Origin of the sequence: uncultured Croceicoccus sp., from assembly GCF_947496385.1 — a bacterium.
Lineage (GTDB): Bacteria > Pseudomonadota > Alphaproteobacteria > Sphingomonadales > Sphingomonadaceae > Croceicoccus.
Genome location: NZ_CANMCP010000001.1, coordinates 628,642 through 646,710, shown reverse-complemented (window position 1 = coordinate 646,710; position 18,069 = coordinate 628,642). Strand labels below are relative to the sequence as shown.

Annotated in this window: 15 protein-coding genes; 6 read left to right on the top strand and 9 right to left on the bottom strand. The window is 64.8% G+C overall.

All coding sequences use genetic code 11. The annotated features are described in order from the left end of the window. Positions 1-43: 43 nt before the first annotated feature. On the bottom strand, positions 44-1,570 hold the full coding sequence (locus Q0897_RS03040) for an acyl-CoA carboxylase subunit beta (protein ID WP_299307430.1): 1,527 nt from the start codon (positions 1,568-1,570) through the stop codon (positions 44-46). A 134-nt stretch (positions 1,571-1,704) separates the two neighbouring features. On the opposite strand from Q0897_RS03040, the gene Q0897_RS03035 reads away from it, so the two are divergent. After that, the gene (locus Q0897_RS03035; RefSeq protein ID WP_299307429.1) at positions 1,705-3,114 is read left to right on the top strand and encodes a helix-turn-helix transcriptional regulator; all 1,410 of its coding nucleotides are present in this window, start codon (positions 1,705-1,707) and stop codon (positions 3,112-3,114) included. 78 nt (positions 3,115-3,192) lie between these two features. On the opposite strand, the gene Q0897_RS03030 is transcribed toward Q0897_RS03035, so the two are convergent. The 4 genes from Q0897_RS03030 to pgi form a co-directional block, all read right to left on the bottom strand. Continuing rightward, a complete protein-coding gene (locus Q0897_RS03030; protein WP_299307428.1) occupies positions 3,193-3,792 on the bottom strand; it encodes an opacity protein in 600 nt (199 codons plus the stop codon). 262 nt (positions 3,793-4,054) lie between these two features. Beyond that, on the bottom strand, positions 4,055-5,401 hold the full coding sequence (gene gor / locus Q0897_RS03025; RefSeq protein ID WP_299307427.1) for a glutathione-disulfide reductase: 1,347 nt from the start codon (positions 5,399-5,401) through the stop codon (positions 4,055-4,057). A gap of 189 nt (positions 5,402-5,590) precedes the next feature. Next, positions 5,591-5,812 carry a hypothetical protein gene (locus tag Q0897_RS03020; RefSeq protein WP_299307426.1) on the bottom strand — a complete coding sequence of 74 codons (222 nt, stop codon included), beginning with the start codon at positions 5,810-5,812 and terminating at the stop codon, positions 5,591-5,593. Positions 5,813-5,913: 101 nt separating this feature from the next. Further along, positions 5,914-7,458 (bottom strand): glucose-6-phosphate isomerase, encoded by a 1,545-nt coding sequence (pgi, locus tag Q0897_RS03015; protein ID WP_299307425.1) that lies wholly within the window; start codon positions 7,456-7,458, stop codon positions 5,914-5,916. A 144-nt stretch (positions 7,459-7,602) separates the two neighbouring features. Here pgi and lepB point away from each other — a divergent pair, with 144 nt between their 5' ends. Genes lepB through era form a run of 3 tightly spaced genes read left to right on the top strand, consistent with a single transcriptional unit; the run spans position 7,603 to position 10,056 of the window. Next, positions 7,603-8,451, top strand: coding sequence for a signal peptidase I (gene lepB, locus Q0897_RS03010; protein WP_299307424.1), 849 nt, complete (start codon positions 7,603-7,605; stop codon positions 8,449-8,451). Beyond that, positions 8,451-9,125, top strand: coding sequence for a ribonuclease III (gene rnc, locus Q0897_RS03005; RefSeq protein WP_299307423.1), 675 nt, complete (start codon positions 8,451-8,453; stop codon positions 9,123-9,125). Before lepB ends, rnc begins: the two co-directional genes overlap by 1 nt. Beyond that, positions 9,118-10,056 carry a GTPase Era gene (gene era, locus Q0897_RS03000; RefSeq protein WP_299307422.1) on the top strand — a complete coding sequence of 313 codons (939 nt, stop codon included), beginning with the start codon at positions 9,118-9,120 and terminating at the stop codon, positions 10,054-10,056. The genes rnc and era overlap by 8 nt, the downstream gene beginning before the upstream one ends. A 3-nt stretch (positions 10,057-10,059) precedes the next feature. Here the strand turns inward: era and Q0897_RS02995 are convergent, their stop codons facing one another. The 4 genes from Q0897_RS02995 to plsY all read right to left on the bottom strand — a co-directional run bounded on the left by Q0897_RS02995 (position 10,060) and on the right by plsY (position 15,985). Next, on the bottom strand, positions 10,060-11,511 hold the full coding sequence (locus Q0897_RS02995) for an MFS transporter (RefSeq protein WP_299307421.1): 1,452 nt from the start codon (positions 11,509-11,511) through the stop codon (positions 10,060-10,062). Positions 11,512-11,566: 55 nt separating this feature from the next. Continuing rightward, positions 11,567-14,161: a type I DNA topoisomerase gene (topA, locus tag Q0897_RS02990; protein WP_299307420.1), complete on the bottom strand. Its 2,595-nt coding sequence runs from the start codon at positions 14,159-14,161 to the stop codon at positions 11,567-11,569. A gap of 97 nt (positions 14,162-14,258) precedes the next feature. Continuing rightward, positions 14,259-15,392 (bottom strand): DNA-processing protein DprA, encoded by a 1,134-nt coding sequence (gene dprA / locus Q0897_RS02985; protein WP_299307419.1) that lies wholly within the window; start codon positions 15,390-15,392, stop codon positions 14,259-14,261. Next, positions 15,389-15,985, bottom strand: coding sequence for a glycerol-3-phosphate 1-O-acyltransferase PlsY (gene plsY, locus Q0897_RS02980; protein ID WP_299307418.1), 597 nt, complete (start codon positions 15,983-15,985; stop codon positions 15,389-15,391). The genes dprA and plsY overlap by 4 nt, the downstream gene beginning before the upstream one ends. Before the next feature lie 141 nt (positions 15,986-16,126). On the opposite strand from plsY, the gene murI reads away from it, so the two are divergent. Together murI and Q0897_RS02970 are read left to right on the top strand one after the other, a co-directional pair. After that, a complete protein-coding gene (gene murI, locus Q0897_RS02975) occupies positions 16,127-16,933 on the top strand; it encodes a glutamate racemase (RefSeq protein ID WP_299307582.1) in 807 nt (268 codons plus the stop codon). A gap of 60 nt (positions 16,934-16,993) precedes the next feature. Continuing rightward, entirely contained in the window at positions 16,994-17,923 is a 930-nt protein-coding gene (locus Q0897_RS02970) for a hypothetical protein (RefSeq protein ID WP_299307417.1), read from the top strand. Positions 17,924-18,069: the final 146 nt, after the last annotated feature.

The window sequence follows — 18,069 nt, the reverse complement described above, 5'->3', positions numbered from 1 at the left end:
TGAAGACGAGACCGAATTTGGCAAGCCGGGTCATGACGCCACCTTACAACGGAATATTGTCATGTTTCTTCCACGGGTTGGCGAGTTCCTTGTTCCGCAGCTTGCGCAGGCCGAGTGCCACGCGGCGACGGGTGGAATGCGGCATGATGACCTCGTCGATGAAGCCTTTCGACGCCGCGACGAAGGGATTGGCGAAGCGATCCTCGTATTCCTTCGTCTTTTGCGCGATGCCCTCTTCGTCGAGATTGCGGAAGATGATCTCCACCGCGCCCTTCGCGCCCATCACCGCGATTTCCGCGGTCGGCCAGGCATAGTTGAGATCGCCGCGCAAATGCTTGGACGCCATGACGTCATACGCGCCGCCATATGCCTTGCGCGTGATGATGGTGATCTTGGGCACCGTCGCCTCGGCGTAGGCAAAGAGCAGCTTGGCCCCGTGCTTGATGATGCCGTTATGCTCCTGCGCCGTGCCGGGGAGGAAGCCGGGCACGTCGACGAAGGTGACGATGGGAATGTTGAACGCGTCGCAGAAGCGCACGAAACGCGCCGCCTTCTTCGCCGAATTGATGTCGAGCACACCGGCCAGCACCATGGGCTGGTTCGCGACGATGCCGACGCTGCGCCCCTCGACCCGCCCAAAGCCGCAGATGATATTGCCGGCATGCCTGGGTTGCACCTCGAAGAAATCGCCCTCGTCCACCGTTTTGCGAATGACCTCGTGCATGTCGTAAGGCTGGTTCGCATTGTCGGGGATGATCGTGTCGAGGCTCTCCTCAAGCCGGTCCCACGGATCGTTGGTGGGCCTCTCCGGCACCTCGTCCCTGTTGGACAGGGGCAGGAAATCAAAGAAATCGCGCGCCTGCAAAAGCGCGACGATGTCGTTCTCGCACGCGAGATCGGCGACGCTGGTCTTGGTCGTGTGCGTGCTCGCCCCGCCGAGTTCCTCCTGCGTCACGACCTCGTTCGTGACCGTCTTGACCACGTCGGGCCCGGTCACGAACATGTAGCTGCTGTCCTCCACCATGAAGATGAAGTCGGTCATCGCCGGCGAATACACCGCCCCGCCCGCGCATGGCCCCATGATGAGCGACAATTGCGGGATCACGCCCGATGCGAGCACGTTGCGCTGAAACACCTCGGCATAGCCGCCCAGCGATGCGACGCCTTCCTGAATACGCGCACCGCCGCTGTCGTTGAGGCCGATGACCGGCGCCCCCAGCTTCATCGCCGTGTCCATCACCTTGCAGATCTTTTCCGCGTGACGTTCGGACAGCGAGCCGCCGAACACGGTGAAATCCTGGCTGAACACGTAAACGAGGCGGCCATTGATCGTGCCGCTGCCGGTGACGACGCCGTCGCCGGGGATGTGGTTTTCGTCCATGCCGAAATCGACGCAATTGTGCTCGACATAGGTGTCGAGCTCTTCGAAGCTCCCCTCGTCGAGGAGAATCTCGAGCCGTTCGCGCGCGGTCAGCTTGCCCTTGGCGTGTTGCGCATCGATGCGCTTCTGTCCGCCACCCATGCGGGCGGCCTCGCGGCGGCGTTCGGTTTCGGCGATGTTCGCGGACATCCAGCTCTCCGTTCAAACTACAGACGTATTGTTGCGCGATGTATGGCGCAGGGCCGCCGCCGATGTCCAATGCGAATTTGCAAAATCGGCGCGGTGGGTTTTGCAAAACCGCGGCGATGCGCTACGCCGGACCCATGCCGAGACAACAGCGCATCTTTGCGGGAAAGACCCTTCGCGCCCTTCGCGACATGCGCGGTCTGCGGCAGGCGGACATGGCCCGCGATCTCGGCATCTCGGTCAGCTATCTCAGCCAGATCGAGCATGATCACCGCCCGCTCACCGCCCCGCTCATCGCGGCATTGTCGCGCCGGTTCGGCGTATCGCTCGACGATTTCGGCAGCGACAGTTCCGACGCACGAGCCGAGGCATTGCGCCGGGCGGCGGCCGATCCGATCTTTGCCGAACCGTTCGACGATGCGCAGACCTTGCGCGCGGTGCGGCAGCAACCGCATCTCGCCGAACGCTTCATTCAGCTTCATGCTGCCTATCGCGATGCCGGCGAACGGCTGCTCATGCTCGACGAGGCATTGTCCAGCGACGGCACCGCCGGCACCCGCCTCCCGTGGGAGGAGGTGCGCGACTGGTTCCACAACGCCGGCAATTACGTCGATACGCTCGACCGCGCGGCCGAAACATTGGCGCAGGACATGTCGGAGGGGGCGCCCTCGCCGCCGTTTTCGGGGCTTGCCCGTTTCGCACGCGCGACATTGAACATCACCCTCGCCGAAGGGGGCGGCACCGTCCTGCGCCAGTTCGAGGCGGATACCCGCGCGCTCACGCTCGACCGTGCGCAACCGCCGGAAACGCGCCGCTTTCAACTCGCGCATCAGATCGCGGCCCTCGCCCTTTCGAACGAAATCGCCGGCGTGGTCGATGCTTCCGGGCTGAGCTCCCCCGCCGCGCGGCAATTGTTGTCGGTCGGGCTGGCGAACTACACGGCGGGCGCGATCATGATGCCCTACGCCATTTTCCGCGAGGCGGCGCGCGAACAGCGCCACGACATAGACCGTCTGCGCCAGATTTTCGGCGTCAGTTTCGAACAGGCCTGCCACCGGCTTTCCACGTTGCAGCGGCCGGAGATGCGAGGCATTCCGTTCTTTTTCTGCCGCGTCGACATGGCGGGCAACATCACCAAGCGCCATTCCGCGACGCCGTTGCAATTCGCGCGATTTGGCGGGGCGTGCCCGCTGTGGATCGTGCACGAGGCGGTCGCGATACCCGACCGCATCCTGACGCAGCTGGCCGAAACGCCCGACGGGGTCCGCTATGTCTCCATGGCGAAGGGGCTGGTGAAACCCTCGGGCAGCTTTGCGCGGCAGCCGCGCCGCTACGCCGTGGCGCTGGGCTGCGAGGCGGGGCACGCGGGCGAATTCATCTATGCCGACGGGCTCGACACCAATGCCCACCATGCGGCGACGCCCATCGGCATATCCTGCCGGATCTGTCCGCGCGACAATTGCGATCAGCGCGCCTTTCCGCCCGGCGACCGGGCCATCGTCGTCGATCGTGACGAGCGCGGGGTCGTGCCCTACCGCATTGCGTGATGGGGCGCGGGCATGAACGAAAACGGCCCGCCCCCGGGGTGGGGAGCGGGCCGCGTTTCTATCGCAGAGGCGACAGGATCAGAACTGGAACACCACCGCCGCGTTCGGGCGGAAGGATTCGAAATCCTTGAACGTGTCGACGCCCACGCGCAGGCGCACGCCGCTTTCGCCGGTGACGCCGCCAAGGCCGATGTCCTTCGTGCCGACCTCGGCACCGATGCCGTAGATCATGCCATCGCGGTCACGGCTGCTCGGCCCGCCGTCGGTGTCGAGGAAATCGTCCTCGGCATAGTTGTTCTCACCTTCGAGCCACATGTAACCGACCCGGCCGAAGAACATGCCGGATTCGCCGACACGCACGCCAAAGCGGCCCGCGGCGCCATATTCCCAGTCAATGTCGGAAAATCCGTAGGAGCCGAAACCTTCGGCGCCGACGAAAAACGCGCCGAGCGGGACATTCGCGCCGACCGTGCCGGTGACAACGGCGCCCTCGGTCGAATCCTCGAACGCGATCGTGCCGGGATTACCGGAGCGGTCGAAATCGTGATAGCCGCCGCCGACCGCCACATAGGGTTCGAAACCGAATGCGTCGGTACCGTCGGGTGCTTCCTGCGCGAAGGCATGCGCCGGGAACAGCGCGGCGCCAGCGGCGAGAAGAAGTGCGGTCTTGGTATTCATAAATCTATATTCCTAGTGTTCGTTTTTATCAGTTCCCCGGCCGCACAACCGGGCACTGACGGCGACGTTCCGGTTCCCTGCGGAACCGAAATTTTGTGTGTTATTTAAGCAACTTCCCGCAGACGCACACGAATCCACACGCGCGATGCTGCATGGCGGCAAAGATGTATGGGCCCTGTATGGATCATGGCCTCGCGCATCCGATTTGCGCCGCCGTCGCATCGCCGGCCCGCTTTGTCGCGAGGCTGGCTTGCGCCAAAGCCTACTTCATCAGCACGAGTTCTTCGGCCATGGTCGGATGGATCGCGACGGTCGCATCGAAATCCGCCTTCGTCAGGCCGGCTTTCACCGCGACGGCCGCGCCCTGCATGATCTCGGCCGCGTCCGGCCCGATCATGTGCAGCCCGACGACCCGTTCGTTGTCGCCCTCGCAGATCATCTTGTAGAGGCCACGCTCGTTCCGCCCCGCCACGACGTTCTTCATCGGACGGAAATCGGATTGATAGACCTTGATCGTGCCAAGCTTGTCGCGGGCCTCCCCTTCGGTCATGCCCACGCTGGCGAGCGGGGGATGGCTGAACACCGCGCTCGGGATACAGTCGTAGCTGACCGAGGTGGGCTTGTTCCCGAACACCGTGTCGGCAAAGGCCTGCCCCTCGCGAATGGCCACCGGCGTCAGTTGCACCCGGTCGGTCACGTCGCCCACGGCATAGATATGGTCGACATTCGTCTTGGAAAAACGGTCGACCTGCACCGCGCCGCGCGCGTCGATCTCGACGCCTGCAGCCTCCAGGCCCAGCCCCTTCGTATTGGGAAGCCGGCCCGTCGCGAACAGCACGCAATCGACGTCGATATCGTCGTGGTTCGTCATCGACACGCGCAGGCTGCCATCGTCGTTCTTTTCGATCCCGCGGAAATCGGCGTTGAAGCGGAACTCGATCCCCTTCATCAACGAAATCTGAAGCAGCCGGTCGCGCAGGCTTTCGTCATATCCGCGCAAAAGCTGGTCGGAGCGGTTGATGAGCGTAACCTTCGATCCGAACTGATGGAAGATTCCGGCAAATTCGTTCGCAATATAGCCCGCCCCGGCGATCAGCATCCGTTTCGGAATGGCGTCGAGATGGAATGCCTCATTGCTGGTGATGCCCAGCTCATGGCCCGGACATTGCGGCACGTGGGGGTGCGCGCCGACCGCGATGAGGATGTGCTTGGCCGTGACCGTTCGCCCCGACGAAAGCGTGATTTCATGCGGCCCGGTCAGAACCGCGCGCTCATTGATGATCTCGACCTCGTGGTTTTCGAGCGTCTGACGATACAGCCCGTTGAGCCGGTCGACATCGGCGAGCACATTGTCGCGCAGCTTTTTCCAGTTGAAATGGCACTCGCCCATTTCCCAGCCGAATTGCTGTGCATCTTCCAGATCCTCGGCGAAATGGGCGCCGTAGACGAGCATTTTCTTCGGCACGCAGCCGCGGATGACACAGGTGCCGCCGACGCGAAATTCCTCCGCCACGGCGACCTTCGCGCCATGGGAGGCGGCCACGCGGCTGGCGCGCACCCCGCCCGAACCGGCACCGATGGTAAAAAGATCGTAGTCGAATTCGGACATGTTGGCTCCTGTTTGCTTGTGCGCCCGATATGGCGAGGCCGGCGGCGTTTTTCCAACCCCAATCCGCGCAATGTCTCGCTGGGGTCAGGATCACGCGCACGAAAAAGGCCGGCGGATCGCGATGATCCACCGGCCTCGTTCACCATCCGGGATGGCGGGCAATGCCGCCATGCGCCGGAATAAGCGAGATCAGATCTCGTCGGCAGCTTCGCCCATGGCATCGGCCTGCTCGTCGAGCTGCTCTTCCTGCATTTCCATGCCCTGCTCGTCGGCGAGGTCGGCCTGCTCTTCAAGCACGTCTTCCTGCGATTCCAGCTTCTGCTCCTGAACTTCTTCAGCAGCATTGTCGGCGCCGCAAGCGGCGAGCGTTGCGAACGAAGCAGCGGCGAGAACGGTAACGATCTTCTTCATGATAAATCCCCTTCTGGTTGGAATGGTGCTTTCATGGCATGAACCAAATCACAAGGCAAGCGGTTTGCCACTTTTTTGACACATTTGGCGAAAAAACCGGCTTACCCACTCAATCCCGCGGCGCGCAGCAGCGCCTTGGTCGAGGGATCGAAATTGCCCCCCTCGCCGCGTTCTATCTCGTTCGCGATGCGCTTGCCAAGCTCCACGCCGAACTGATCGAACGGATTGATGCCCAGCAGCGCCGCTGCGCTGAACGTGCGATGCTCATGGAATGCAATAAGGGCGCCAAGCGTTCCCGGCGACACCGCATCGCACAGGATCGTCGCCGACGGACGATTGCCGGGATAGCGGCGCGCGCCATCATCCGCATCCGCGCCGGCCATCAACGCCGCCCCTTGCGCAAAACAATTGGTGAGCAGGATCCGGTGGTGCGCCTCGTCGAGGTCGTGGCCCGCTTCCTTTGCCGCGATGAAATCGACCGGAACCTCGAACGTGCCTTGGTGGAGCAGCTGAAACACCGCGTGCTGCGCGTCGGTGCCGGTCCCGCCCCAGGTGATCGGCGCACTGGGCCGCGCGAGCGGTTCGCCGTTTGCGGTCACCGATTTCCCGTTCGATTCCATCTCCAGTTGTTGCAGATAATCCGGAAACAGGTCGAGCCGCTCGTCATAGGCAAATACGGCGCGCGTCTGACACCCGCGCACCTGCGTGTAGAGAAGATCGGCGAACGCGGCGCGCAGCGGCAGGTTCGCGGCTCCGCTTTCATTCGCGAAATGCGTGTCGATGGCCGCCGCACCCGCCAGCATCGCGGCAAACCCGTCATAGCCGAGCGCCATCGCCACCGGAAAACCGATCGACGACCACAGCGAATAACGCCCGCCCACGCTTTCGGAAAAGGGCAGCACGCGCGTTTCGTCAATGCCCCATTCCACCGCCTTTTCCGGGCTCGCGGTGAGCGCGACGACGCGGCCATGCGCGTCGGCCACGCCCGATTCCTCGAGCCATTGCACCGCGCTGGCCGCATTGGTCATCGTCTCGATCGTGGTGAAGGTCTTGGACGCGACCGCGATCATGGTGTGGGCCGGGTCGCACGCCTCGAACGCGGCTTCGAGCGCGTTGCCGTCGATGTTCGACACGACATGCACGTCGATCCGCGCGCGAAACTCCGCCGTCGGCCGCGCCAGCGCATCGACCGCGAGCGCCGGACCCAGCGCGGAGCCGCCGATGCCGATATGGATGAGATGGCGAATATCGCCGAGTGCGCCCTCGTGGATCGCCTCGACCAGCAATCGCATCCGGTCGTGCAGCGCCTCTGCCTCCTCCACGCTGGCGTCGGCGCCCATGCCGCGTTGCGCCGTATGCTCGGCGGCGCGCCCTTCGGTCGGATTGGCGATGCCGCCGGTCAGCATGAGCTGTCGCGCCGCGTTGAAATCCATCGCATCGCAAAGCTGCTCGAACCGGGCGATGGTGTCATCGTCGAGATGCGTTTTCGACCAGTCGAAGAGAATATCGCCGCCGGGCAGAGCGAGCGTTTCCGAAAGCCGGTCGACCCGATTCGCGTCCTTGTCGAACAGCGTCTGCAAGCTGGGCCGGTCATGGCTTGCCAGCGCGTCCCAGATTTCGGCGGCCTTGGAAGTGTCCTGCGTCATTTTCGGTCGGTGTCCTTTCCTTGCGGGTGCGGTCCTGATGGCGCCGGGGCGATACGAGCGCCCTCGCGCCGCAATTGGCTTTGCATGGCGGCGTTCCTGCCCTATGCCGCCCGCCTTGACCAGCAGCAAGCAGACGAAACCTGTATGAACGATCCGGCGACCCCCGATAAGGCCAAGGGGAAGGAAAAGAAGGAAGACAGCTTCGTCGTTTTCCTGATCAAGCTTGCGGTGATCGTGTTCGTCTTTCGCAGCTTCATCTATTCGCCGTTCAACATTCCGTCGGAATCGATGCAGCCGCGCCTGCTCATCGGCGATTACCTGCTCGCGGCGAAATGGCCATATGGCTATACCCGCTATTCCCTGCCGGGGAGCATTCCGCTCATCCCCGACCGCATATTGGCGAGCGATCCCGAACGCGGCGACATCGCGATCTTTCGCGGGACGAAGACCGATTTCGACCTCATCAAGCGGGTCATCGGCCTCCCCGGCGACCAGATCCAGGTGCGCGAGGGGCAATTGTTCCTCAACGGCACGGCGGTCCCGAAGGAGCGGATCGAGGATTTCGTCATTCCGGTGACGCAGAACATGATCGATGCCGCCGATCTTGCCGGGCGCCCTTCCCCTTGCCGCGACGAAAGTTTCGTCGAAACCGGCCCGAACGGTGGCGATTACTGCCGCTATCCCCGCTATCGCGAGACATTGCCCGGCGGGAAAAGCTACGAGGTGCTTGATCTCGGCATGAGCTGGCCCGACAATACGCCGGTCTTCACCGTGCCGGAGGGCCATTTCTTTGCCATGGGTGACAACCGCGACAATTCGCAGGACAGCCGCTTTCCCGCAACGCCGGAGGGCGGTCTGGGCTACATCCCGATGAACCACCTCATCGGGAAGGCGCATGTCATGATGTTCAGCACCGATGGATCCTCGCACCTCTGGAACCCGGTGAGCTGGTTCGAGGCGACCCGGTGGAGCCGCATCGGAGGCACGTTCTGATGCCTTCGCTTCCCCCCGAAACGCGGGACTGGATCGAGCGGAACACCGGCGCGAAACCCGACGATGCGCGCCTGTGGCTCGCCGCGTTCACCCATGGCAGCACCGGCGAAACGCTCGATTACCAACGGCTCGAATTCCTGGGCGACAGGGTTCTGGGGCTGACCATCGCGCAATGGCTCTATGAACAGAACGGCGATACCGAGGGCACGCTTTCGCAGCGTCTGAACGCGCTCGTCAGCCGTCGGACCTGTGCGCATGTCGCGCGCAGCGTCGGCCTGCCCGCGCATATTCGCCTTGGCAAGCAGGCCAATGCCGATGGCGGGCGGGAGAGCGACAATATCCTCGGCGATGTGACCGAATCGGTCATCGGCGCCTGTTTCGTGGCGCAAGGCTTCGACACGGCCAGCGCCATGGTCCGCCGATGGTGGCAGGAAGCGATGCATGGCCATGCCGGGCGCAGCAAGCATCCCAAATCCGCGCTTCAGGAATGGGCCGCGGGCAATCAGCGCCGCATGCCCGAATACGAACTGGTCGAACGATCCGGCCCCGACCACGCCGCACATTTCACCGTGCGGGTCACGATCCACAATGTCGGCGACGCGATCGGCAAGGGCGACAGCAAGCAGCAGGCGGAAACCAATGCCGCCGCTGGGTTTTTGGAACAACATGGCTGACACGAACGAAAATCTTCCGCCCGAACACACGCCTTCCGATGGCACGAAATGCGGGGTGGTCGCCGTGCTCGGCCCGCCCAACGCGGGCAAATCGACGCTGGTCAATCAGCTGGTCGGGCAAAAGGTCGCGATCACGAGCGCCAAGGCGCAGACGACGCGTGCGCGCCTGCTCGGCATTGCGCTTCACGGCGATACGCAGATCATCCTTGCCGATACGCCCGGCATTTTCGCGCCGCGCCGCCGGCTCGACCGCGCGATGGTCAGCGCGGCGTGGGAGGGCGCGCATGCCGCCGATGCCATCGTCCTGCTGATCGACCCGGTCAAGCAGCGGCGGCACGAGCTGATGCCGCTCATCGAAAGCCTGAAGGACCGGCCCGAGCGCAAGCTGCTCGCGCTCAACAAGGTCGATGCCTCGCCGAAGGAGCCGTTGCTCGCGCTTGCGCAGGAGCTGGCCGATGGGGGGCTTTTCGACGAGGTGTTCTTTATTTCCGCGCTGACCGGCGACGGTGTGCCGGAGCTAAAGGCGCATCTGGCCGCGCTCATGCCCGAAGGTCCGTGGCACTACCCCGAGGACCAGGTTTCGGATGCGAGCGAACGGTTGCTGGCCGCCGAAATCACGCGCGAGCAGCTTTACCGGCAATTGCACGATGAACTGCCCTATGACAGCGCGGTGCGGCCCGAAGCCTACAAGCATCGCAAGGACGGCTCGGTCGAAATCCATCAGCAGATCGTGGTCGGACGCGAAAGCCAGCGTCCCATCGTGCTGGGCAAGCGCGGCGCCCGGATCAAGGCCATCGGCGAGGCCGCGCGGACCGAGCTTGCGGAACTGCTCGGACACAAGGTGCACCTTTTCCTCCACGTGAAGGTCGAGGAAGGCTGGGACGAAAATCGCGAACATTACGAGGCGATGGGCCTCGACTGGGTGAAATAAGCCTCAGGCCCCGACATCCTGCACGGTGACGGGGCCATGTTGCGATGCGACGGTGCGGGTGCGGAACATGCTGCACCCGGCGGCCAGCAGGGCCAGGACCGCCGAGACGATCAACGGCATCGGTCCGAGGCCCAGCCCCAGCGACAGGATGACGCCGACCATCGCGGCCGCCGTCGTCTGCCCGAACAGGCGCGCGGTGGACAAAAGACCACCCGCCGCGGCCGAACGATCCTCCGGCGTGCTCCCGATCAGGAGGCGGGAATTGGGGGCGAAGAAAAACCCGAAACCCAGCGCCACGATCGTCAGCCGCCACGCAATCCCGAACCATCCCGGCTGCTCCGGCATGAAAATCATGAGCAGCAGCCCGACGATCGTCACCGCCATCCCGGCCACGCCCAGCTTCGTCGACGCGACCCGGTCCGACAGCCAGCCCGCCAGCGGTGAAATGACCAGCAGCGTCAGCGGATAGGGCAGCAGCAGCAAGCCCACCTGGTCCGGCGAATATCCCATCGCCTGCTCGAACAGGAACGGGAGCGACACGATGAGCACCGCGCTGGAGCAGAAAACCGCCACCGCGGCGAGCGCGCTCAACCCGACCGACGGGATCGCCATGATGTCCACCGGCACGATCGGGCGCTGACGCCCGCGTTCGCGGCGGATCAGGAAGACGCTCGACACGATGCCCGCCGCGATGATCGCAAGGCCGTAGAGCAGGTCGCCCGAATGGGTCGAGACCTGCACTCCGCCGATGAGCATGGCGACCGTGGCCGCGCTCCACAATGCGCTGATGATGTCGCCGCGCACGTTGCCTTTTGGCTGAACCGGCGATTCGGGGAGCGCACGGCCCAGCAGCAGTGACAGCACGGCAAAGGGCGCCGCCGCCACGAACACCAGCTGCCACGGGAGATCCGCCACGATAAACCCGCCCAGCGTCGGCGCGATGGCCGCTGCGGTCGCGATGACCACGGAATTGAAGCCCAGCCCGCTGCCGAGCGAAGCGCGCGGGTAGATCCGGCGCAACACCGCGACCGAAACCGCGAGCGCCATGCTCGCGCCCAGCGCCTGCCCCGCGCGCAGGATGAGCAACATCGCGAAGCTGTCCACGAAATAGCACAGGGCCGAGGCGAGGCAGAAGATGACCTGCCCCATCTGATACAGGCGGCGATGCCCGATCCCGTCGCCCAGCTTCGCAAAGGGGAGCAGGCCCATCACCATGACGAGTTGATACAGGGTGATGACATTCGTCACCGCCGCCTCGGTCACGTTCAGTTCGCGCGCCAGCGTCGGCAGCGCAACATTGGCGATGCTCCCGTCGATGACCAGCACCGCAACGCCGAAACTCACCGCCGCGATCGCGACGAGCCGCCGCGGCATGGGCAAGCCGTCCCACCGATCGGGCGAGCTTTCGCCGCCACCGGTTGTCTCGGTGGCGGAAATGGTTCGCGATTGCAGCATGGGGTTCAAACGGCGCCGCCCCGGCCCGGTTCCCTCGTCCAGACCGGGGCGCACATCATGCGTCCTCGCCGCTCTTGGCTGCTGCGGCTTTCTTCTTGGCCGGCGCCTTCTTGGTCGCGGCCTTCTTCGGGGCGGCTTTCTTGGCGGCGGGCTTCTTGGCCGCCGCCTTCTTTGCCGGGGCCTTCTTCTTTTTGGCCGGTGCCTTCGCCGCACGCTCGTCGATCAACCGGATCGCATCCTCCTCGGTCACGTCCTCCGGCTTCATGTCGCGCGGAATGGTGGCGTTGGTCGTGCCGTCAGTGACATACGGACCATACCGACCGGGCAGGACTTTCATCTCGCCGCCGCTGGTCGGATGCTCCTTGAAGGTCTTGATCGGCTCGGCCTTGGCGCGGCCGCGACCGCCCTTGTTCGCGGCTGCCTCGGCCAGGAGCGTGACCGCGGCATTCATGCCGGTGTCGAACACATCCGCCGTTCCGGCAAGCTTCGCATACTTGCCCTGATGGACGAGGTATGGCCCGTAACGCCCTATGCTCGCACGAATTTCTTCGCCCGTTTCGGGGTGGATGCCGACAAGCCGAGGCAGGCTGAGCAGCTTGACCGCCATGTCGAAATCGAGTTCGCCAATATCCTTGGGGATGGAGGAGCGGCTCGCCTCCTTGCCCTCACCCATCTGCACATAGGGGCCAAAGCGGCCCGTCTTGCGCACGACATCCTCACCCGTTTCGGGATGTTGACCCAGCACGCCATCTTCGGCCGCTTCGTCGCCATCGGCATTGGGCTGCCCGAACCGCCGCGTGAACTTGCACTCCGGATAGTTGGAACAGGCGACGAACGCGCCAAAGCGCCCGCCGCGCAGGGCAAGCCGGCCATCGCCGCATTGCGGGCAGGTGCGCGGATCGCTCCCGTCATCCTTGGGCGGGAAGAGATAGTCGGAGAGGAAAATGTCCAGCTCGGCGGTAATTTCGCTCGGCTGCTGCTCCATCACCTCGTCGGACTTGGGTTTGAAATCGCGCCAGAACGCTTCGAGTACGGCCTTCCACGCGGCGCGCCCGCCGGACACGTCGTCGAGCTCGTCCTCCATCCCCGCGGTGAAATCATAGGCAACATAGCGCGTGAAGAAACGTTCCAGAAACGATGTCAGGAGCCGGCCTGAATCCTCTGCAAAAAAACGATTTTTCTCGGTCCGGACGTAATTGCGATCCTTCAGCACCTGCAACGTCGCGGCATAGGTCGACGGGCGCCCGATGCCCAATTCCTCGAGCCGTTTGACCAGGCTGGCTTCGGAATAGCGCGGCGGCGGCTGGGTGAAGTGCTGCGTGGCCTCCACGCCCTTCTTCGCCGGCTTGTCGCCCGATTTCATGGCGGGCAGCAGGCCCGATTCCTCGTCCTCCGACTTTACGTCGAGCCCTTCTTCATAAACGGCGCGGAAGCCCGGAAATTTCACCACCTGCCCCGTCGCGCGCAATTCGGAATTGCCGGTCCCGTCGCGCAGGGTCACGGTCGTGCGTTCGAGCGAGGCCGACGCCATCTGGCTCGCCATCGCGCGCTTGAAAATCAGGTCGTACAGCTTGCCTGCGTCGCCCTGACCGGCGCGATCCTTCGTGAAGTCGGTGGGACGGATCGCTTCGTGGGCCTCCTGCGCGTTCTTTGCCTTGGTTTGATAATGCCGGGGTGTTTCAGGCAGATAGTGACCATCGTAACGATCGCTTATCGCCTTGCGCGCGGCGGAGATGGCGCTGTGATCCATTTGCACGCCATCGGTCCGCATATAGGTGATGGCGCCCTGTTCATACAGCCCCTGCGCGAGCCGCATGGTATGGCTCGCGGAATAGCCGAGCTTGCGCGCGGCTTCCTGTTGCAGGGTCGAGGTCGTGAACGGCGGCGCGGGGTGGCGCTTCTGCGGCTTGGTCTCGACCTCTTCGACGGTGAAATTGCCAGCCTCGACCGCTGCCTTCGCGCGCATGGCGCTGCCCTCGTCGCCGAGGGTGAGCTTGTCGAGTTTCTTGCCTTCAAACCGGACGAGACGCGCGTCGAACGGCGTTCCGCCCTGCTCCATCCTGGCCAGGATCTGCCAGTATTCGTCGGGCCGGAACGCCTCGATCTCGCGCTCGCGCTCTACGATGAGGCGCAGGGCGACCGACTGCACGCGTCCGGCCGATTTCGCGCCCGGAAGCTTGCGCCACAACACGGGCGAAAGCGTGAAACCGAACAGGTAATCCAATGCGCGCCGGGCGAGATAGGCGTCGATCAGATCGCTGTCGAGATCGCGCGGCGCCTTCATCGCGTCGGTCACCGCCTGCTTCGTGATCGCGTTGAAGGTTACGCGCTCGACTTCCTTCGGCAGTGCCTTACGTTTGGCGAGCAACTCCCTGACATGCCAGGAAATAGCCTCCCCCTCGCGGTCAGGGTCAGTCGCGAGGATGAGGCGGTCGGCTTGCTTGGCGAGATCGGTGATCGCGCGGATCTGCTTCTGCTTGTCGCCGTAAAGCTCCCAGTCCATGGCAAAACCGTCGTCGGGTTTTACCGAGCCGTCCTTGGGCGGAAGGTCGCGGACATGGCCGTAGCTGGCGAGGACCTTGTAATCCTTGCCCAGGTATTTTTCGATGGTTTTTGCCTTTGCGGGCGATTCGACAATGACGAGTTGCATGCAATTTCCTGTTGCGGGGCGCCGGTACGGCCAAGCCCCTTACGTGTATGCGCACGAAAATGGGGAGGCTTGCGCCCCATCGTCAAGCGGGATGTTTCTATGACGTCAGGCTGACCCGCCCGCCGGCATGGCGCGTCAGCCGCCCGGCCAGCTCCAGTTCGATGAGCGCCATCTGCACCGTGGGCGTGTTCGCGCCGCTCAACCGGATGATCTCGTCGACGCTGACGGGCGCGCTCGACAAAAGGGCGGCGATGTCGAGATCACTGTCCGCCTCGCTCTCGGCCGTGGCGGCGTGGACGAACGGTTCGGGCGCTTCCTCCCGAAAATGGGAGCGCGGATTGCCGGTAAAGCCGTCGAGAAGTTCGGCGACATCGTCCGGTTCCTGCACCAGAACCGCGCCGTCGCGGATAAGCTCATTGCAGCCGCGCGCCCGTGCATCACGCGGCGAACCGGGGATCGCCATGACCTGACGACCGGCCTCATCCGCCAGCCTCGCGGTCAGCAGGCTGCCCGAGCGCGGCGCCGCCTCCACCACCAGCGTTCCGGCGCACAGCCCGGCGATGATCCGGTTGCGGGAGGGGAAATGGCGCGCCTGCGGCTCGACCCCCGGCGGCTGTTCCGCGATGAGGATACCCTCGTTCGCGATGCGCTGCTGAAGATCGAAATGCTGCGAGGGGTAGACCACGTCGATCCCGCCCGCGATCACCCCGCAGGTGCCGCCGCTTGCCGCGGACAGCGCCCCTTCGTGCGCCGCCCCGTCGATGCCGCGGGCAAGGCCCGACACCACGAGCCGCCCCTGCCCGGCAAGCGCGGCGGCGAATTCCCACGCCATGCGCATCGCCGCCGCAGAGGCATTGCGCGCCCCGACAATGGCCACCGCCGGACGATCGAAAAAAGAGATATCGCCGCGATAGGTCAGGATCGGCGGTGCGCCCGGAAATTCCCGCAAAAGCGCTGGATAGGCCGGCGAATCCTCGAACAGATATTTCGCGCCCGCCGCGCGCACCGCGTCGATTTCGGCAGACACCCGGTCGGCGCCTGCCACGCGATAGCGGCCCCCGCCCCGTGCCGCGAGATCGGGCATCGCCTCCAGCGCGCTCTGCGCTGTGCCGAACCGCGCCATCAGCTGGCGATAGGTGACCGGCCCGACATTGGGAGAGCGCAGGAGCCGGATGCGCGCGAAAGCCTCCGCCTGCGGCAAGGTCTGGCCATGGCCGGGCGCCTGCGTCACCGCGATGGGCCCTTGCCCCCGACGCGCGGTTCCTGACCCGCCATCAACCGGGCGATGTTGGAGCGATGGCGCCACAGCACCAGCGCCGCCATCACGACACCCGCGACGATAAATTCGGAGTAGCCGAGCGCCCACGCGGCCAGCGGCGCGGAGATCGCCGCGCTCATCCCCGCGACCGAAGAAATGCGCAGCACCGCGAGCAGGCCGAGCCACACCACTGCAAATACCAGCCCCAGCGGCCATGCCAGGCCCAGGACGACGCCCATCATCGTCGCAACGCCCTTGCCGCCGTTGAACCGCAGCCAGACCGGGTAGCAATGGCCCGCAACCGCGCCGATGGCCGCCAACGGCGCAGCCCCCGGCCAGAGCGCCCCCGCGATGAGCACGGCGCAAAGCCCTTTCAACAGATCGAGGAGCAAGGTCGCCGCGGCCAGCCCCTTGCGCCCGGTGCGCAGGACATTCGTGGCCCCCGTGCTGCCCGATCCGATTTCGCGCAGGTTCCCCGCCCCCGTCACGCGGGTCAGCACGATGCCCCACGGTATCGAGCCCAGCAGATAGCCGAATGCGGCCGCGAAAATTGCATGTGCGGACATGATGGTATCAACGGGCCTCCCTGCCGGTTCGCGTTTCGCATAGGCGCTGCCCGGGCAAGGCTCAAGCGCCCGGCTTGCAAAAGGTGAGCCGCGCGGCGATAGGGCGGCACCATGGCAACCGCCCCCTTACCGACGCCCGACATGCGCGGCGATGCACCTGTTCTGATCTTCGATTCAGGGGTGGGCGGGCTCACCGTGCTGGACGCGCTGCGCCGCGAAATGCCGGACATGCCGGTGATCTATGCCGCCGACAATGGCGGGCTGCCCTATGGCGAGAAGAGCGAGGCCGAAATCGCGGCGCGGGTGGCGGGGCTGCTCGGCCGCATGGCGGAGCGGTTCCGGCCCCGGCTCGCCTGTATCGCGTGCAACACCGCCTCCACCATCGCGCTGGGCATGGTGCGCGACGTTCTAAACATCCCCATCGTGGGCACGGTGCCCGCGATCAAGCCTGCCGCCGCCCTGACGAAGACCGGCACCATCGCGCTGATCGGGACGGAGGCCACGATCCGGCAGGGCTATGTCGACCGGCTGGAGCAGGAATTCGCGCAGGGCTGCACGCTGATCCGGCTGGCCGCGCCCGAGCTTGTGAGCCTCGCCGAAGGCAAATTGCGCGGCGCGCCGGTCGATGGGGCGGTGATCGTCAATCTCGCCAACCGGATGCGCGAAATGGCGGACATGTGCGGGGCCGCGCCGATCGACACGCTGGTGCTCGCCTGCACGCATTTCCCGCTGCTGCGCGACGAATTGCGCGCCGCATTCGGCGGGGATGTCGCGCTGGTGGATGGCGCGGACGGCATCGCGCGGCGGATCGCGTTTCTCACCAAGGCTCACCCGATGACGCGAACGCGGCCCGACACCGCGGTTTTCACGCGCGAGAACGCCGATCTTGCCCGTCTTTATCCGCCCTTGCGCATGCGCGGGTTGGAGAAATTCGAAATTCTGTCATAGAAGCGCAAGAATGATGGGGGCGGGGTTCATCGCGTAATGGCTTTTGGGCGGAAAAGACGCTTGGCACGCAGGCTGTTCTGGGTCGTGGCCGCGCTGTTCCTGGGATTGTACTGGTATCTTCTGCTCGACGGGCGTGCGGACGGCGATGGGCCGGCGCCCCGGATCGACATTTCCCGCCTGCGCGAGCTTTCGCAGGCGGTACCCGGCCCTGCGCCCACCGACATTGTCGCCTATGTCACCGCGGTCGATCGCAAGCCGGGCAATCTGCTCGTCGCGGGGTCGGGCTTTCACGCGCCACACGTCGCCGCGATCGGATACGCCATCAACTATGCCCGTCAGCCGGCGATCGTCATCGACGCCGCGATGGACGAACGCGCCGCCATCGCGCAGGATGTCGAGGGATATTCCGCCACCCGCCGGGCCGAGCTCGACCGCCGGATAGAGCAGGCCTCCACGATACTCCTGACCGGGACCGGCCCGTTCTACGCATCGGGTCTCCATACGCTGCGCAGGGCGCGGCTGGGCGAAGCGCAGGCCCGCGTGTTGCGCGCGCAGATCCCGGCGGACACGGAGCAGGAGCAAATGCCGAACCTGCTCCCCGACGATCGGCCCAGCGCCATCGCACCGGGCATCGTGTCGATCCCGGCGCCGGGCTTCGATGCCGCGACCCGCATGATCTATGTCCGGATGATCAGCGGGCGCGAACTGCTCTTTACCGGTCCGAATGCCCCGATCGCGCGGGCTTGGCATGCACAGAAACCACCGGCACGCATCGTCACCGACATGCTCGAAAATCGCGATCGCGCCGCCATGCGCGGCTGGTTGCAAGTGATTGCCGACCTCAAGCGGCAGGCCCCGGACCTGATCGTGATCGCCGGCAATGACATCGATATGCTGGAACGGGAAATTCAGGATAGCGATGCCGCGCTCGGCCTGTTGCGCTACGGACTGCGGCAGCCCGGCATTTTCGTCCCGCCCGGCGAGGACTGATCTTCGCCCGTTTCGGATTAAAATGCCTTTTGCATGGGTGGGCGCAATCGTCTATGGGCGATGGCAAGCAATCTGTCCTGCCCCCGGCAGGCGCGATTTTTCGCGCGTTTGGGTGCGCCGTTTGACAGGTCGGTTGCAACGACGAA

Excerpts from the sequence above, each read along its gene's own strand:
- Q0897_RS03040 (WP_299307430.1), bottom strand. The coding sequence starts at position 1,570 with ATGTCCGCGAACATCGCCGAAACCGAACGCCGCCGCGAGGCCGCCCGC.
- Q0897_RS03035 (WP_299307429.1), top strand. The coding sequence starts at position 1,705 with ATGCCGAGACAACAGCGCATCTTTGCGGGAAAGACCCTTCGCGCCCTT.
- Q0897_RS03030 (WP_299307428.1), bottom strand. The coding sequence starts at position 3,792 with ATGAATACCAAGACCGCACTTCTTCTCGCCGCTGGCGCCGCGCTGTTC.
- gor (WP_299307427.1), bottom strand. The coding sequence starts at position 5,401 with ATGTCCGAATTCGACTACGATCTTTTTACCATCGGTGCCGGTTCGGGC.
- Q0897_RS03020 (WP_299307426.1), bottom strand. The coding sequence starts at position 5,812 with ATGAAGAAGATCGTTACCGTTCTCGCCGCTGCTTCGTTCGCAACGCTC.
- pgi (WP_299307425.1), bottom strand. The coding sequence starts at position 7,458 with ATGACGCAGGACACTTCCAAGGCCGCCGAAATCTGGGACGCGCTGGCA.
- lepB (WP_299307424.1), top strand. The coding sequence starts at position 7,603 with ATGAACGATCCGGCGACCCCCGATAAGGCCAAGGGGAAGGAAAAGAAG.
- rnc (WP_299307423.1), top strand. The coding sequence starts at position 8,451 with ATGCCTTCGCTTCCCCCCGAAACGCGGGACTGGATCGAGCGGAACACC.
- era (WP_299307422.1), top strand. The coding sequence starts at position 9,118 with ATGGCTGACACGAACGAAAATCTTCCGCCCGAACACACGCCTTCCGAT.
- Q0897_RS02995 (WP_299307421.1), bottom strand. The coding sequence starts at position 11,511 with ATGCTGCAATCGCGAACCATTTCCGCCACCGAGACAACCGGTGGCGGC.
- topA (WP_299307420.1), bottom strand. The coding sequence starts at position 14,161 with ATGCAACTCGTCATTGTCGAATCGCCCGCAAAGGCAAAAACCATCGAA.
- plsY (WP_299307418.1), bottom strand. The coding sequence starts at position 15,985 with ATGTCCGCACATGCAATTTTCGCGGCCGCATTCGGCTATCTGCTGGGC.
- murI (WP_299307582.1), top strand. The coding sequence starts at position 16,127 with ATGCGCGGCGATGCACCTGTTCTGATCTTCGATTCAGGGGTGGGCGGG.